General features: G+C 69.1%; 14 protein-coding genes, 1 tRNA gene and 1 pseudogene. 9 read left to right on the forward strand and 7 right to left on the reverse strand.

Annotated elements, in window-relative coordinates; all coding sequences use genetic code 11:
- Nucleotides 1-55: 55 nt before the first annotated feature.
- Together xylB and xylA are read right to left on the reverse strand one after the other, a co-directional pair.
- On the reverse strand, nt 56-1,474 hold the full coding sequence (xylB, locus tag AWQ68_RS03685) for a xylulokinase (protein ID WP_066934638.1): 1,419 nt from the start codon (nt 1,472-1,474) through the stop codon (nt 56-58).
- The gene (gene xylA / locus AWQ68_RS03690; protein WP_066934640.1) at nt 1,471-2,616 is read right to left on the reverse strand and encodes a xylose isomerase; all 1,146 of its coding nucleotides are present in this window, start codon (nt 2,614-2,616) and stop codon (nt 1,471-1,473) included. The genes xylB and xylA overlap by 4 nt, the downstream gene beginning before the upstream one ends.
- A gap of 259 nt (nt 2,617-2,875) precedes the next feature.
- On the opposite strand from xylA, the gene AWQ68_RS03695 reads away from it, so the two are divergent.
- On the forward strand, nt 2,876-4,162 hold the full coding sequence (locus tag AWQ68_RS03695) for an ROK family transcriptional regulator (protein WP_066934642.1): 1,287 nt from the start codon (nt 2,876-2,878) through the stop codon (nt 4,160-4,162).
- 292 nt (nt 4,163-4,454) lie between these two features.
- Here AWQ68_RS03695 and AWQ68_RS03700 read toward each other — a convergent pair whose 3' ends face one another.
- Nucleotides 4,455-4,667, reverse strand: a complete 213-nt coding sequence (locus AWQ68_RS03700; protein WP_066934644.1) for a hypothetical protein — start codon at nt 4,665-4,667, stop codon at nt 4,455-4,457.
- 117 nt (nt 4,668-4,784) lie between these two features.
- Here AWQ68_RS03700 and AWQ68_RS03705 point away from each other — a divergent pair, with 117 nt between their 5' ends.
- The 5 genes from AWQ68_RS03705 (at nt 4,785) to AWQ68_RS46065 (ending at nt 7,109) form a co-directional block, all read left to right on the forward strand.
- Entirely contained in the window at nt 4,785-5,294 is a 510-nt protein-coding gene (locus AWQ68_RS03705) for a VOC family protein (RefSeq protein ID WP_066934648.1), read from the forward strand.
- 152 nt (nt 5,295-5,446) lie between these two features.
- Complete coding sequence (locus tag AWQ68_RS46060) at nt 5,447-5,542, forward strand: SAM-dependent methyltransferase (protein WP_373281495.1); 96 nt, start codon at nt 5,447-5,449, stop codon at nt 5,540-5,542.
- Between the two features lie 138 nt (nt 5,543-5,680).
- Nucleotides 5,681-6,145: a MaoC family dehydratase gene (locus AWQ68_RS03710; protein ID WP_066934652.1), complete on the forward strand. Its 465-nt coding sequence runs from the start codon at nt 5,681-5,683 to the stop codon at nt 6,143-6,145.
- 303 nt (nt 6,146-6,448) lie between these two features.
- A tRNA-Arg gene (locus AWQ68_RS03715) sits at nt 6,449-6,524 on the forward strand.
- A 231-nt stretch (nt 6,525-6,755) separates the two neighbouring features.
- Entirely contained in the window at nt 6,756-7,109 is a 354-nt protein-coding gene (locus tag AWQ68_RS46065) for a transposase (RefSeq protein WP_373281492.1), read from the forward strand.
- On the opposite strand, the gene AWQ68_RS03720 is transcribed toward AWQ68_RS46065, so the two are convergent.
- The 4 genes from AWQ68_RS03720 to AWQ68_RS03735 all read right to left on the reverse strand — a co-directional run bounded on the left by AWQ68_RS03720 (nt 7,027) and on the right by AWQ68_RS03735 (nt 9,821).
- The gene (locus AWQ68_RS03720) at nt 7,027-8,019 is read right to left on the reverse strand and encodes an ABC-2 membrane transporter-related protein (RefSeq protein WP_066934657.1); all 993 of its coding nucleotides are present in this window, start codon (nt 8,017-8,019) and stop codon (nt 7,027-7,029) included. The genes AWQ68_RS46065 and AWQ68_RS03720 overlap by 83 nt on opposite strands.
- Complete coding sequence (locus AWQ68_RS03725; RefSeq protein WP_066934660.1) at nt 8,016-8,927, reverse strand: ABC transporter ATP-binding protein; 912 nt, start codon at nt 8,925-8,927, stop codon at nt 8,016-8,018. The genes AWQ68_RS03720 and AWQ68_RS03725 overlap by 4 nt, the downstream gene beginning before the upstream one ends.
- Nucleotides 8,924-9,352 carry a GntR family transcriptional regulator gene (locus AWQ68_RS03730; RefSeq protein ID WP_066934663.1) on the reverse strand — a complete coding sequence of 143 codons (429 nt, stop codon included), beginning with the start codon at nt 9,350-9,352 and terminating at the stop codon, nt 8,924-8,926. The genes AWQ68_RS03725 and AWQ68_RS03730 overlap by 4 nt, the downstream gene beginning before the upstream one ends.
- A 127-nt stretch (nt 9,353-9,479) precedes the next feature.
- Nucleotides 9,480-9,821 carry a hypothetical protein gene (locus AWQ68_RS03735; RefSeq protein ID WP_218006758.1) on the reverse strand — a complete coding sequence of 114 codons (342 nt, stop codon included), beginning with the start codon at nt 9,819-9,821 and terminating at the stop codon, nt 9,480-9,482.
- 36 nt (nt 9,822-9,857) lie between these two features.
- On the opposite strand from AWQ68_RS03735, the pseudogene AWQ68_RS03740 reads away from it, so the two are divergent.
- The 3 genes and pseudogenes from AWQ68_RS03740 to AWQ68_RS03750 form a co-directional block, all read left to right on the forward strand.
- Nucleotides 9,858-10,366 (forward strand): annotated as a pseudogene (locus AWQ68_RS03740) (transposase); the annotation flags it as partial.
- Between the two features lie 175 nt (nt 10,367-10,541).
- On the forward strand, nt 10,542-11,726 hold the full coding sequence (locus AWQ68_RS03745; RefSeq protein WP_066934669.1) for an alpha/beta hydrolase family protein: 1,185 nt from the start codon (nt 10,542-10,544) through the stop codon (nt 11,724-11,726).
- Nucleotides 11,727-12,223: 497 nt separating this feature from the next.
- Nucleotides 12,224-12,727, forward strand: coding sequence for a SigE family RNA polymerase sigma factor (locus AWQ68_RS03750; protein WP_066934671.1), 504 nt, complete (start codon nt 12,224-12,226; stop codon nt 12,725-12,727).
- Nucleotides 12,728-12,759 lie beyond the last annotated feature (32 nt).

Consider the following 12,759-nt stretch of genomic DNA (forward strand, 5'->3'; position numbering starts at 1 on the left):
CCCGCCCCTGATGCCCTCCCCTGAGACGAGGTAGGGGTAGCCCCAGGGATCGGGCTCAGGTCCGGGCCGTGGCCGAGGCCGCCGCCGCGGCTTCGGCGTAGCGCTCGCGCAGGCCGGGCGTGGGTGGCGCCTCGTAGCGGACCGGTTCGCCCACCGTCCACTCCGGGGGCTCCGGCCCGCCCGCGAGCAGCCAGGCCGCCTGCCGCGCCGCCCCGTCGGCCACGTACTCCCCCGGCTCGGGCACCAGCACCGGACGGCCGAAGACCGTGGGCGCGATCCGCCGTACCGCCTCCGAGCGGGCTCCGCCGCCGATCAGCAGCACCCGCCGGGGCTCCAGGTGGAGCGCGTCGAGCGCGTCGGCCAGCCCGCACAGCATGCCCTCCACCGCCGCCCGTGCCAGGTGCGCCGGAGTCGCCGTGGCGAGCGTCAGGCCGCGCAGCGAACCGGTCGCCTCCGGCAGGTTGGGCGTGCGCTCCCCCTCCAGGTACGGCACCAGCACCAGACCGCCCGCCCCCGGGGGCCCCTGCAGCGCGAGCTCGTCGAGCTCCTCGGGGGTGACCCGCAGCAGGCGGGCGGCGGCGTCGAGCACGCGCGCCGCGTTCAACGTGCAGACCAGCGGCAGGAACCGGCCGGTGGCGTCGGCGAAGCCCGCGACCGCGCCGCTCGGGTCGCTCGACGGGGTGTCCGCGACCGCGAACGCCGTGCCGGACGTGCCGATCGACACCACGACATCGCCCGGCCGCGCGCCCACGCCGAGGGCCGCCGCCATGTTGTCCCCCGTGCCGGGCGCGAGCCGCACCGGGCCCCCGCCGGCGCCCGCCGTACCGTCGTGGAGCGCCCCGGCCTGCTCGTTCGGCGCGAGGACACGGGGCAGCTCCGGCGCCGCGCCGAGGGCCAGCTCCAGGAGGTCGGTACGGTACGCCCCGGTGGCGGGCGACCAGTAGCCGGTCCCGGACGCGTCGCCGCGATCAGTCGTGATCTCGCCGGACCCGCCCGCGAGCCGCCAGGTGAGCCAGTCGTGCGGCAGGCACACCCGAGCGGTGCGCCGCGCGTTGTCCGGCTCGTGCTCGGCCAGCCAACGGAGCTTGGCCACCGTGAACGACGCCACGGGCACGCTGCCGACGGCCTCGGCCCACCGCGCCGGGCCGCCCAGCTCGTCGACCAGGTCCCGGGCCGCCCCCGCCGAGCGGGTGTCGTTCCACAGCAGCGCGGGCCGTACGACGTCTCCCGACTCGTCCAGGCAGACCATGCCGTGCTGCTGGCCCGCCACGCTCATCGCGGCGACGCCGTCCAGGCCGCCGGCCCGCTCGATCGCCTCCTGGAGCGCGGCCCACCAGCGCTCGGGGTGGACCTCGGTGCCCTCGGGGTGCGCCGCGCGGCCCTGGCGGACCAGGGCGCCCGACCGGGCGTCCCTGATCACGACCTTGCAGCTCTGCGTCGAGGAGTCGACGCCGGCGACAAGCGCTCGGCTCACCCGCGCACTCCGAGGATGTGCTCCAGGGCGAGCTGGTTGAGACGGGTGAAGTGGAAGCCGCGCTCGGCCGCCTTGTCCGGGTCGAACTCGTCCCTGGCCAGGTCCTCGTACGTCTCGCCGGGTTCCAGGGTCGGCCGCGCCAGTTCGGTCACCCGCGAGTTCGCCAGCGCCTCCTGGACCTCCGGGTCGGCCCGGAACGCGGCGGCCTTCTCCTTGAGGATGAGGTAGGTCCGCATGTTGGCCGCCGCCGAGTCCCACACGTCCGCCGCGTCCTCGGTGCGCAGCGGCTTGTAGTCGAAGTGCCGTGGGCCGTCGTAACCGCCGTGCTCCAGCAGGTCGACGAGGAAGAACGCGTTCTTCACGTCACCGTGTCCGAAGATCAGATCCTGGTCGTACTTCGGCCCGTGCTGGCCGTTCAGGTCGATGTGGAACAACTTGCCGTGCCACAGCGCCTGGGCGATGCCGTGCGCGAAGTTCATCCCGGCCATCTGCTCGTGGCCCACCTCGGGGTTGAGGCCGACCCGCTCCGAGTGCTCCAGCTCGTTGATGAAGGCGAGGGCGTGGCCGATGGTCGGCAGCAGGATGTCCCCACGCGGCTCGTTGGGCTTGGGCTCGATCGCGAACCTGATGTCGTAGCCCTTGTCGATCACGTATTGGCAGAGCAGGTCCATGCCCTCCTTGTAGCGGTCGAGGGCGGCCCGGATGTCCTTCGCGGCCTCGGACTCCGCTCCCTCACGGCCGCCCCAGCAGACGTACGTCGTCGCGCCCAGCTCGGCGGCGAGGTCGATGTTGCGGATGACCTTCCGGAGGGCGTACCTGCGGACGTCGCGGTCGTTGCTGGTGAAGGCGCCGTCCTTGAACACCGGGTGGGTGAACAGGTTGGTCGTGGCCATCGGCACCTTGAGCCCGGTCTCGTCCAGCGCGCGCCGGAAGTTCGCGATCGCCCGCTCCCGGTCCGGCTCGACGGCGAGCAGGTCGTCGTCGTGGAAGGTCACACCGTACGCACCGAGCTCGGCCAGCCGGTGAACGCTCTCGACCGGGTCGAGCGGGGCCCTGCTCGCGTCGCCGAACGGGTCGCGGGCCTGCCAGCCGACGGTCCACAGGCCGAAGGTGAAACGGTCTTCGGGGGTGGGTGTGTACACGTGACTCCTCCGAATTAGTCTAAGTTATGGACTAAATATCCGGACGGTGAGGCGGCAGGTCAAGAGCCGCCTCGCTTCAAGGCGGACCGGTCGCGTACATGAGGGGCCGCGCGAGTCATCGACAGTCCGGGGGCGGCGACGACTTCCCCGGCGTGGGCGAGTCACGATGGTCTTGGATGGGCGGCGAGGCGGCGACGGTCGGCCCGCACGCGCGAGCAGGCCGAGATCGGTTCGCCCGCCCGGCAGAACGAGAGGTGCGATGACTCAGGCGGTCCGGCATGACGCGATGCGCGCGCGCAACCTGGCGCTCGTCCTCGGCGAGGTCAGCGCGCGCGGCTCGGTGACGCGCGCCGCGCTCGCCGAGATCACCGGACTCGCCAAGACCACGGTGTCGAAACTGATCGCCGACCTGATCGAGGCCGGACTCGTGGTCGAGACCGGCGTCGTGCGCGCGGGCGAGCGCGGCCGCCCCGGCATGGAGGTACGGATCAGCGGCCTGAGCGTCGCCGCGATCGGGCTGGAGATCAACGTCGACTACCTCGCCGCGCACGTCGTGGACCTCTCCCGGTCGGTACGGCTCCGTCGTGCACAGCCTGTGGACAACCGCCTGGCCCCGCCTGGGGATGTCATCGCGAACCTGCAGCATCTGGCGCTTTCGGTTGTGGACGAAGCTGTGGACATCGGGCTCCGGGTTGTGGGTGGAGTGCTCGCCGTCCCCGGGACGGTGGACCTGGCGACCGGCACCGTCCGCCGGGCGCCCAACCTGGGATGGCGCGATGTGCCACTGCTCTCGCTGCTGCGGATGCCGTTCCCGATGCGTGTGGACAACGAGGCCAACCTCGCGGCGTTGGGCGAGCTGTGGTTCGGCGCCGGACACACGGACTTCCTCCACGTATCCGGCGAAATCGGCGTCGGCGCGGGCCTCGTCGTGCGGGGCGAGCTCTTCCGTGGGTTCCGCGGTTTCGCCGGAGAGCTCGGACACGTGGTCGTCTCCCCCGGCGGCCCGCCCTGCCACTGCGGAGGACGGGGATGCCTCGAAAGGTACGCCGGCCAGGACGCCCTCCTGTCCGCCGCCGGTCTCGCCCCCACGGCGCCGTCCTCGGGTGAGACCGCTCCCCGCCTTCCGGCGTCCTCGGGCCCGGACAAGACCACTCCCCGCCTTCCGGCCTCCTCAGTACCCCCCATCCCCGCGCAGGGTCCCCGCCCCGGGGCGGGGATCGCGGAACTCCTCCGACGGCTCGAAGCCGGCGACAGTGACGCGCTGGCCGCCTGCGAGCGTGCGGGATGGGCACTCGGCATCGCCCTCACCTCGGCCGTCAATCTCGTCGACCCGGAACGGATCGTGCTCGGCGGGATCTACGCGCCGCTCTTCCCGTGGATCGGCGGCGTGGTGACCGAGACGCTGGCCGCCCGGCTCGGAGAGATGCGCGAGGTCGTGCCGTCCGTCGAGGTGTCCCGGCTGGGCACCGAGGCGGCGCCCCTGGGCGCGGCCGGGCAGGTGATCCAGCAGATCATCGCCGACCCCGCCGGCCTCATGAACGCCTGACGAAGGAGTTCGCCGCGGCGCCCAGCGCATGACGACGTGTTCCGCCAGGACAGGTGGCGGTCACGACCTCACCCCGCAATCACGCCGCGCCGGTGCCCCCACCGCATGACCAAGAGGACGGGCAGGCGCCTGCGAGCGCAAAGCGGCGACACAGCCTGACCCAGGACCAGGAGGCGACATGGCCTGGCCGAGGGCCACGACATGATGCTCGGCCCCGTACGCCCCACCGCGGACGCCGCGGCACCGTCGAGCGAGGGACGGGGGCAGCAACACATGCCCCCGTCCGCGACGCTCACAAACCCGAAGGGTCGCGCCCGACGGCGATCTGCTCGGCGATGCGGCGGACCTCCGGCTCGTCCAATCCGGGAACGGGGGGAAGGGCGCTTCGGAGGATGGGAAGCACCTCATGGAGCGGCCGCCCGCCATGGCGCACGGCCACTTCGTGAACGACCCGGAACAGGGTCAGGTTGGCCTCGCGCTCCTGGGTGACCCGGTCAGCGATCATCAAACGCCCCCTCCGTCGGCACCAGTCCGCAGGCCACCGTACGACCTCCCACCGACAGTTTCCGAGAACGCCGCGTCGCGTAGAATGATTGAGAGTTCAATTAATTGAGGAGGGGCCATGCCAGTCCAGCGGCTCAACCACGCGGTGCTGTACGTAAGGGACGTTTCGGCGAGCGTCGCGTTCTACCAGGAGGCGCTCGGCTTCCGGGTCGTCATGAGCGGCCCCGGGGCGGCGTTCCTCCAGGCCTCCGGTTCGGCGAACGATCACGACCTCGGTCTCTTCGAGCTCGGCCCGCAGGCGGGACCGTCCCCGGCGGGCCGGTCGACCGTCGGGCTCTATCACCTCGCATGGGAGGTCGACACCCTCGCCGAGCTGCAGCGCATCGCGGTCAAGCTGAGCGAGATGGGCTCCCTGGTCGGCGCGTCCGACCACTCCACCACCAAGGCCCTGTACGCCAAGGACCCTGACGGACTGGAGTTCGAGGTCTCCTGGCTGGTCCCGCTCGACCTGATCGACGACGAGACCCTCGCGGGCCGGGCGCGCGTCAGGCCGCTGGACCTCGCCAAGGAGCTGGAGCGGTACGGCGCGCAGACCCGAGGCGGCGTCGGGGTCTCCATCCCGGCCTGACCGCCACCTGTCTTCGGGAGCCGCCGAGCCGGCCCGCGTTCCACGCGTACCCGCCCCTCGCGTGCTGGGGTTCCCGAACCGGCAACCGCCGGAGCCCGGTCCCGACGTCACATCGAGTCAGGACATTCAACAGGGATCCGGCGGTTCGCGACATTGGGTCCGGCATGCCCTCGTGCGAGAACGTCCACCAGATCGCCCAGGTGATCGCACCCAAGGCACGGGCGTCAATGTGGACAACGGCCCCATAGTGCTCGCCCACTCCAAGGCGGCCCCCCGTACGCGCCGCAGGGAGGCCGCGCCCCATCCCCCGCCGACGGAGCTGATCAAGGCGTCATGCGGCCAGGGCGACTTACGCGGTCTCGGCCGTAAACGTAAAGTGCGGACGCATGCGCATCTTCACCAGCCTCGCGGAACTGAAGGCGGCCAAGGGCGAGCACCTCGGCTACACCGAATGGCGCGAGATCACCCAGGAGCAGGTCAACCTCTTCGCCGACGCCACCGACGACCATCAGTGGATCCATGTGGACACGGACCGGGCGAAGGAGGGTCCCTTCGGCCGCACCATCGCCCACGGGTACCTCTCCCTGGCGCTGCTTCCGTCCCTGATGCAGGAGCTCTACCGGGTCGAGGGCCTGCGGATGGCCATCAACTACGGGCTGAACAAGGTCCGCTTCCCGAGACCGGTTCCTGTGGGCTCGCGCGTCCGCGGCGGCGCCGAGATCCTCGATGTGAAGGGCACACCGTCCGGAACGCTCTCGACGATGCGGGTCACGATCGAGGTCGAGGGCGCTGAGCGCCCCTCCTGCATCGCCGAGTCCCTCTCCCTCTACGTCCCGGCAGAGGACTCCTGACCCCACACCTCATGAGAGGGGGCAGGCCGCTTTCGGCCGCCGGTGCTCGGTGCGGCGCGGGGTGCGGCATCCCGACGCCGCCGCCCCCTTCCGGCCCGGAACTCGCCGCACGCGTCCGAATCTGTTTTCCACCCTGCCATCACCCTTTCCACCGTCCCCATAGGCCTGTGAGCAGGGAGAACGCCCTTCCCGTACGGCACCGCGACGACATTGGGCGGTGGCCGGCGGCCGCCTCGGTGCGGCACGCAGCAAATCCAGTTCGGAGCACAGCGCGGAACCCGCTATGCTTACTGACGTCAGCGAGCGGCCGTAGCTCAATGGATAGAGCATCTGACTACGGATCAGAAGGTTGGGGGTTCGAGTCCTCCCGGCCGCGCCAGACAAAGAAGGCCCGTCACCAGGGAAAACCTGGGAACGGGCCTTCTTGCTTCCTAGATCACCCAGGCCACTTGCTAACACCCTTGCTAACAGGGGCTCCACTCCGTCCCGATCGCCTTGGTGAAGATCTCAGAGGACGTTTCGCGAGCGAATGCCCGAACTGCGAAGTGTGATCGCGTGAGTTTGTAGCGTCACGGCCGATCGGTGGGCTTGGGCGTGCTGAGATGACCCGGTGAGTGAGCGCAAGCCGTACCCGAGCGACTTATCCGACGAACGGTGGGCCCTGATTGAGCCCGTGATCACGGCGTGGAAGGCCGCGCATCCCTCGGTGAGCGGTCATCAGGGCGGCTACCACATGCGGGAGATCGTCAACGCGATCCTCTTCCAGAGCCGGACCGGCTGCCAGTGGGCATTCCTGCCCCACGACCTGCCGCCCCGCAGCGCGGTGTACTACTACTTCGCCAAGTGGCGCGATGAAGACAACCCCCCGAGGTCCAGGCAGCTCAGGTGGGGCTGCGCCGTACCCGCCAGATGGTGGCAGTGCCCAGCAGGATCGCGATGGCGAGCATCCAGCCCGCCTCGATGAACTGGAAGGGCCAGAACCGGCTCGCCGGTTGGTAGCTCATCACAGGCGAGTAGTGGTTCTGGGAGCTCCACAGGAGCCTGGCCGCGTTGCCCGCCGGGCCCTTAGCGGGCAACTCGGATACGGATTTGTCGGCGAGTTCGGCCATCTGCTCGTTGGTCAGCCGCTGCCCCTGCGGACCGACCCACCAGGTGTCGAGCTTCCACTCGTTGGTCGCGATCTGGATCGGCCCCTCCACCGCAGGCATGTAGTTCGCGCGCAGGGCTGGCGTCAGGATCATGATGACGGCCAGAGAGACAGCGAGGGCTACGGAGACCGCGGGCATCACCCGGCGGATGACGACGCCGGCGAAAGCTCCGACCGCGAGGCAGAACAGCAGATGAACGGCGAACATCAGCCCCATCGCGTCGAAGACGTTCATCCCCTCCAACCGGTTGTCGAAGCGCTCCTCCGGCCCGTACCACCAGATGATGAGCCATCCGATCGCGAGGCCGACGACGGTCACCCCGGTCACGAGCAGCGCGAGTTTGACCCGCAGCCAGCGCATCCGCCCGCACGCCTGGGTCCAGGTGAACCTGAAGGTCCCCGTCTCATATTCCCTGGCGAGCAGCGAACCGCCGAGGATCGAGCCGATCAGGAGCGGCATGAACATGGCGACCAAGCTGGTCAGGCCGATCAGGTTGTCGTACTTCTCGCTGAAGGGGCCGAACCGCTGCTGGCAGGCGAACGTGTCGGCCTGGCAGGTGTCCATGGCCATGCTGTGCTCGTCGCCGCGCATGGCCAGCCCGCCGACCAGCAGGACGAGCGCGAGCGCGCCGACCATGGCCAGGCTCGCCACGAGGGCGGTGCGGTGCTGGCGCCAGGCCACCCAGGACAGCCCGCGCGTGCTCACCGGTGTGTCGATCACGGTCATGAGAACGTCGCCTCCTTGGTCGCATCGCTGGTCCGCGGGCCGGGAAGCGCGAACGCGTCAGGCTCTCGCAGGTAGGCCAGCACCAACTCCTCCAGCCCCACCGGCTCCTTGCGCCATCCCGGTGGTGTGGCGAGGGTCTGTCCCGTCGCGCGGATCAGCAGGTGTGTCTGGGCTGTGGCCCGCCGGTCCCGCACGACCGGCAGCGTCGCGGCGACCTGATCGGCCTGGGCGGTCGGCCCGACCAGCACGTGGTGCCCGGCCAGCAGGTCCTCGGTCTGGCCGGCGACCTGGACCCGGCCGCCCGCCAGCACGACCAGGTAGTCGCAGACCCGCTCCAGATCGGAGACGATGTGCGAGGAGAAGATCACCGACAGGCCGTCCTGTGCCACCGCGGTCATCAGCGCGGACTTGAACTCGTGCCTGGCCAGCGGGTCGAGGGCGGACATTGGCTCGTCCAGCACCAGCAGGTCGGGGCGCCTGGCCAGGGCCAGGGTGAGCGCGACCTGGGCGTGCTGGCCGCCCGACAGCCTGCCGATCCGGCGGGTGAGCGGGATGTCCAGCTCGGCCAGCCGGTCACGGGCTCTGGCCTGGTCCCAGCGCCGGTTCATGCTGCGCCCCATCTGCAGCATGTCGGCGACCGACAGGCCGCTGTAGAGCGCGGCGTCCTGATCCATGAACGCCACTCGATCCAGCGCTGGCAGGGAGCCTGCCGCGTTTCCCAGGACGCTGATCGCACCGGTGCTCTGCTTGGCCAGGCCGACCGTCAGGTGCAGCAGGGTGGATTTGCCCGCGCCGTTCGGCCCGGCAAGCGCTACCACGTGCCCGGCCGGGATGGCCAGCGTGCAATCGCGCAGCGCCCAGGTCCCGCCGTACCGCTTGCCCAGCCCTGAGGTTTCCACTGCGTTCACGCCACCACCTCCTCATTTTCCGCGTGGAGGTCGTGGAGCGCGCTGGAGACCAGCGCGACGATGCCCTCCTCGTCCAGGCCCGCCGCGGTGGCGGTCCGCATCCAGCGCAGCAGGCCGCGCCGCAGCGCCTCCTGCTCGCGCAGCCCCACCATCGGGAGCGCGCCATCGACGAAGGTGCCCTGGCCGCGTCGCCCCGATGCCAGTCCCCTGTGCTCCAGCTCCCGGTAGGCCTTGAGCACGGTGTTGGGGTTGATGGCCAGCCCCGCGACCACGTCCTTGACCCGGGGCAGTTGGTCGCCCTGCTTCAGGTAGCCGAGCCGCAGGGCCTGCTCCACCTGCTGCACCAGCTGCAGGTAAGTCGGGACTCCAGAGCCGGGGTCGAGCCGGAACTCGATCGGTGAAGGTAGCTCTTTATCTACTTCCATAGTTAAAAAGATAAGCGGGGTGATCGTGAAATGTCAACGCGCCTCCTGAGAAGGCGCTTCGTGAGTTGATGTCCCTTTCGTCATTGGGGTTGGAAGAGGCGGGCTGGTCAGGCGGTCAGCTGCTGGGCTACGGGCGTGGCTGAGTGAACAAGCCCGGCTCGGTCTCGACGAGGGTGCCGCGGCTGACCAGGCGGTTGAGCTTGGAGCGGATGTTCTCGGTGTTCTTCGACACGATGGGCAGGTCCAGGGCCTGGCACAGGTCGCGAGCGCGCAAAGGTCGGTCGACGTCGGCGAAGACGGTCAGAATCTGCTGGTAGGCGGGGTGGTCGGGCAGCGCGGGAGGTGGTGCGGCCGGCTCGGTGTCACATTCGCTGGCGAGCGAGACGAGGGTCTTGCGGGTGATCTGCAGGTGATCGATCGCCTCGTCGACGCGAAACTCCCTCTCAGCAGCCGAGGCTCTGCTGCTCACGTCCTTGCGAGCCGAATGGCAGACGTATGTGCCCTTCTTGAACTGACCGAGGGGCAGGCGCCCGGATCGAAATTTGTGAGAATGAGCAAGGTGCACCTGTCGGCTGACCGTCGATGCCGTCCGCTGTCCTTCGTCCTGACTCCCGGCCAGGCCGGAGACAGCCCGCAGTTTCGCGCCGTGCTGGAGCACATCAAGATCCGCCTGCGGATCGGCCGTCCGCGCACCAGGCCGGGCGCGCTTGCCGCTGACAGGGCGTACTGGTGTACTCCTCCCGCGGCAACCGCGCCTACCTGCGCCGACGCCAAATCAAGGTGGTCATTCCGGAGAAGGCCGATCAGGCGGCCCACCGCAAGAAGCGCGGCTCTCGCGGCGGACGCCCGGTCAGCCATGATCCCGATCTCTACAAGCAGCGCAACACAGCGGAACGGTGCATCAATCGAATCAAGGAGTGGCGTGGGCTGGCCTTCCGGTTCGACAAGACGCCCGACAGCTATCTGGCAGGCCTGCACCTACGCGGAGCCGTCTTGTGTATCCGAAGCCTCTGACCGGCCTGAAGATCCGAACCTCGTACAGGCTCTAGCGGGGAGCGCCCTCAGTGTCAACCTCAAGTTGGCCTTGACCTCCCCTCCGGGTGGACAGGTGCTTCCTTCATTCGTATGAGTGCCAACATCATCTCCGGTGGGGAATTTCTGGACAGCGAGCCTCCCTAGCGTGGCCGTTATGAATTGCGCATTGCTCAGACGGGGCGTGGCCTCTGCCGTGGTGGTCGGCCTTCTGCTCACCGGACCCGCCGTACAGGCCATGTCAAAGCCCGTCACTGTGGCCCTGCCCCAGCCGACAGGTCCACGCGAGATCGGCACTGTCGCGCTGCACCTGCGTGACGGCTCCAGGGCCGACCCGTGGATCAAGGCACATGACCGGCGTGAGCTGATGATCAGCCTGTGGTACCCCACCCGTCATCCGGACGGCCACCCCGCTGCGCCTTGGCTGCCGCCTCGCGCCGCCGAGGCCTTCTATCGCAACAGCAGCCTCTCGCCTGCGGCTGTCAGCCTGCCTTTGACCCATGGCCGCGAAGGGGCCCCTGTGGCGGGCCGAGGGCTGCCCGTCGTACTGTTCTCACCCGGCAACGGCGCCGACCGATCCATGAACACCGCCACGGTCGAAGAACTGGCCAGCTGGGGCTACATGGTGGTCACGATCGATCATCCGGGCGATGCCGGCGAGGTGGAGTTCCCCAACGGCACGGTCACCGGCCGTGTCCTGAAGCCAGTCCCGGTGAGCCGGCTGGACGAGAAGGCCGAAGAGATCAAGGTGCGGGTGGCTGACACGCGCTTCGTGCTGGACCGGCTCAAGGAGCTGAACAAGGGGCAGAACCCCGATGCTGAAGGCCGGAAGCTGCCGGAGGGGCTGCGTGGCGCGTTCGACCTGAGCAGGGTCGGCATGTTCGGCCATTCCGCGGGAGGAGCGACGGCCGCCGCGACGATGCTGGAGGATCGGCGGGTCAAGGCGGTTCTGAACCTGGACGGACCCGCCCTCGGCAAGGTGGCCACCAAAGGATTGGCCAAGCCGTACATGCTCATGGAGGCCGAGATCTTCGACAAGCCCATCCGCGGGCAGAAGGCCTTCTGGTCCCGGCTGAAGGGCTGGCGGCTGCACGTGAAGACCAAGGGTGCCAAGCACAATTCCTATACCGACCTGCCGCTGGTGTACGAGCAGGCGGCCCCGGTGATCGGCCTGTCAAAGGAGCAGTTGCGAGCGGCAAACGGGACACTGTCGGCGGCGCGTTCCGTGGCCGTCACCCGCGCCTACACCATGGCCTTCTTCGATCTGCATCTACGGCGCAAAGGCGACCTGCTCGACAGGCGTTCCTCGCGGTTTCCCGAGGTGCAGGTGATCGCCCGTTAGGGCGGAAGCGCGGCTGCACCGCGTGCCGCGCCAGACGAAGAAGGCCCGTGACCGGGGAAAACCTGGGAACGGGCCTTCTTGCTTTCTAGATCATCGCCCTCCGGGATCATCTCGGGGGGCCTTTCGCATGTCTGTACAGCAGCGAAATACGGCAACCGCCCCTCACAGACGTTCTTGCGGTGCTGCGAGTCCATAGCCGGCCTGGGTCGCACAGCAGAAACGGTGAGCGGCTGCGGGCAGGCGCCTGCACCGACACCGCGGGGGTTACTGCCAGGGCAACGAGGCGCGACGTATGGGGAGTCTTCTCCCGAACGTTGCTCGGCGAGGTCGCCGGTGCCCACCGGGTCGGTGCTTCTGCTCGCTCGCCGTCCGGTCCTGGGGCATGCCGGGCCCCATCACGCGTTCTCCCTCCTGCGGCTGCGGCTGCGGCTGAGAAACCAAGGCAACCTTCGCGGCGTGCTGTGCGTGTATGGGGTCATGATTTCGAAGGGCGTTCAGTGACGCCGCATACGGACGGGTTCACGGAGTTCGTGGCCGCCCGCAGTACAAGCCTGTTGCGTACGGCGTACCTGACCTGCGGTTCGCTTGGGGAAGCCGAAGATTTGCTGCAGACCGCGCTGGAGCGGGCGTGTCTGCATTGGGACAGGCTGTGCCGTGGCGGCGACCCCGAGCCCTACATCCGGCGGATCATCGTCAATCTGGCGATCAGCCGGGCGCGGCGTCTGGCAATCATGCGATTGATTCCGACGCACACCCCTCCCGAACAGCCCGCCGCGCGGGAGGACATCGAGTTACGGCATGTCGTCATGGACGCGTTACGGGCGTTGCCGCCCCGTCAGCGCGCTGTGGTGGTGCTCAGGTTCTGGGATGACATGACTGAGGCCCAGACCGCGAAGATGCTCGGCTGCTCCGTCGGCACGGTCAAGAGCCAGACGTCCAAGGCGCTGAAACGCCTGCGGGCGCTGCTGGGTGAGGAGGTGGCGAACAGTGCGCGGTATTGAGGAACGACTACGCCAGGGAATGACCGACGCGA

The organism is Microtetraspora fusca (assembly GCF_001570365.1).
GTDB lineage: Bacteria > Actinomycetota > Actinomycetes > Streptosporangiales > Streptosporangiaceae > Microtetraspora > Microtetraspora fusca.

Bases quoted from the DNA above. Each gene is read 5' to 3' on its own strand.
- AWQ68_RS03695 (WP_066934642.1), top strand. From the start codon at position 2,876: ATGACTCAGGCGGTCCGGCATGACGCGATGCGCGCGCGCAACCTGGCG.
- AWQ68_RS03700 (WP_066934644.1), bottom strand. From the start codon at position 4,667: ATGATCGCTGACCGGGTCACCCAGGAGCGCGAGGCCAACCTGACCCTG.
- AWQ68_RS03705 (WP_066934648.1), top strand. From the start codon at position 4,785: ATGCCAGTCCAGCGGCTCAACCACGCGGTGCTGTACGTAAGGGACGTT.
- AWQ68_RS03710 (WP_066934652.1), top strand. From the start codon at position 5,681: ATGCGCATCTTCACCAGCCTCGCGGAACTGAAGGCGGCCAAGGGCGAG.
- AWQ68_RS03720 (WP_066934657.1), bottom strand. From the start codon at position 8,019: ATGACCGTGATCGACACACCGGTGAGCACGCGCGGGCTGTCCTGGGTG.
- AWQ68_RS03730 (WP_066934663.1), bottom strand. From the start codon at position 9,352: ATGGAAGTAGATAAAGAGCTACCTTCACCGATCGAGTTCCGGCTCGAC.
- AWQ68_RS03745 (WP_066934669.1), top strand. From the start codon at position 10,542: ATGAATTGCGCATTGCTCAGACGGGGCGTGGCCTCTGCCGTGGTGGTC.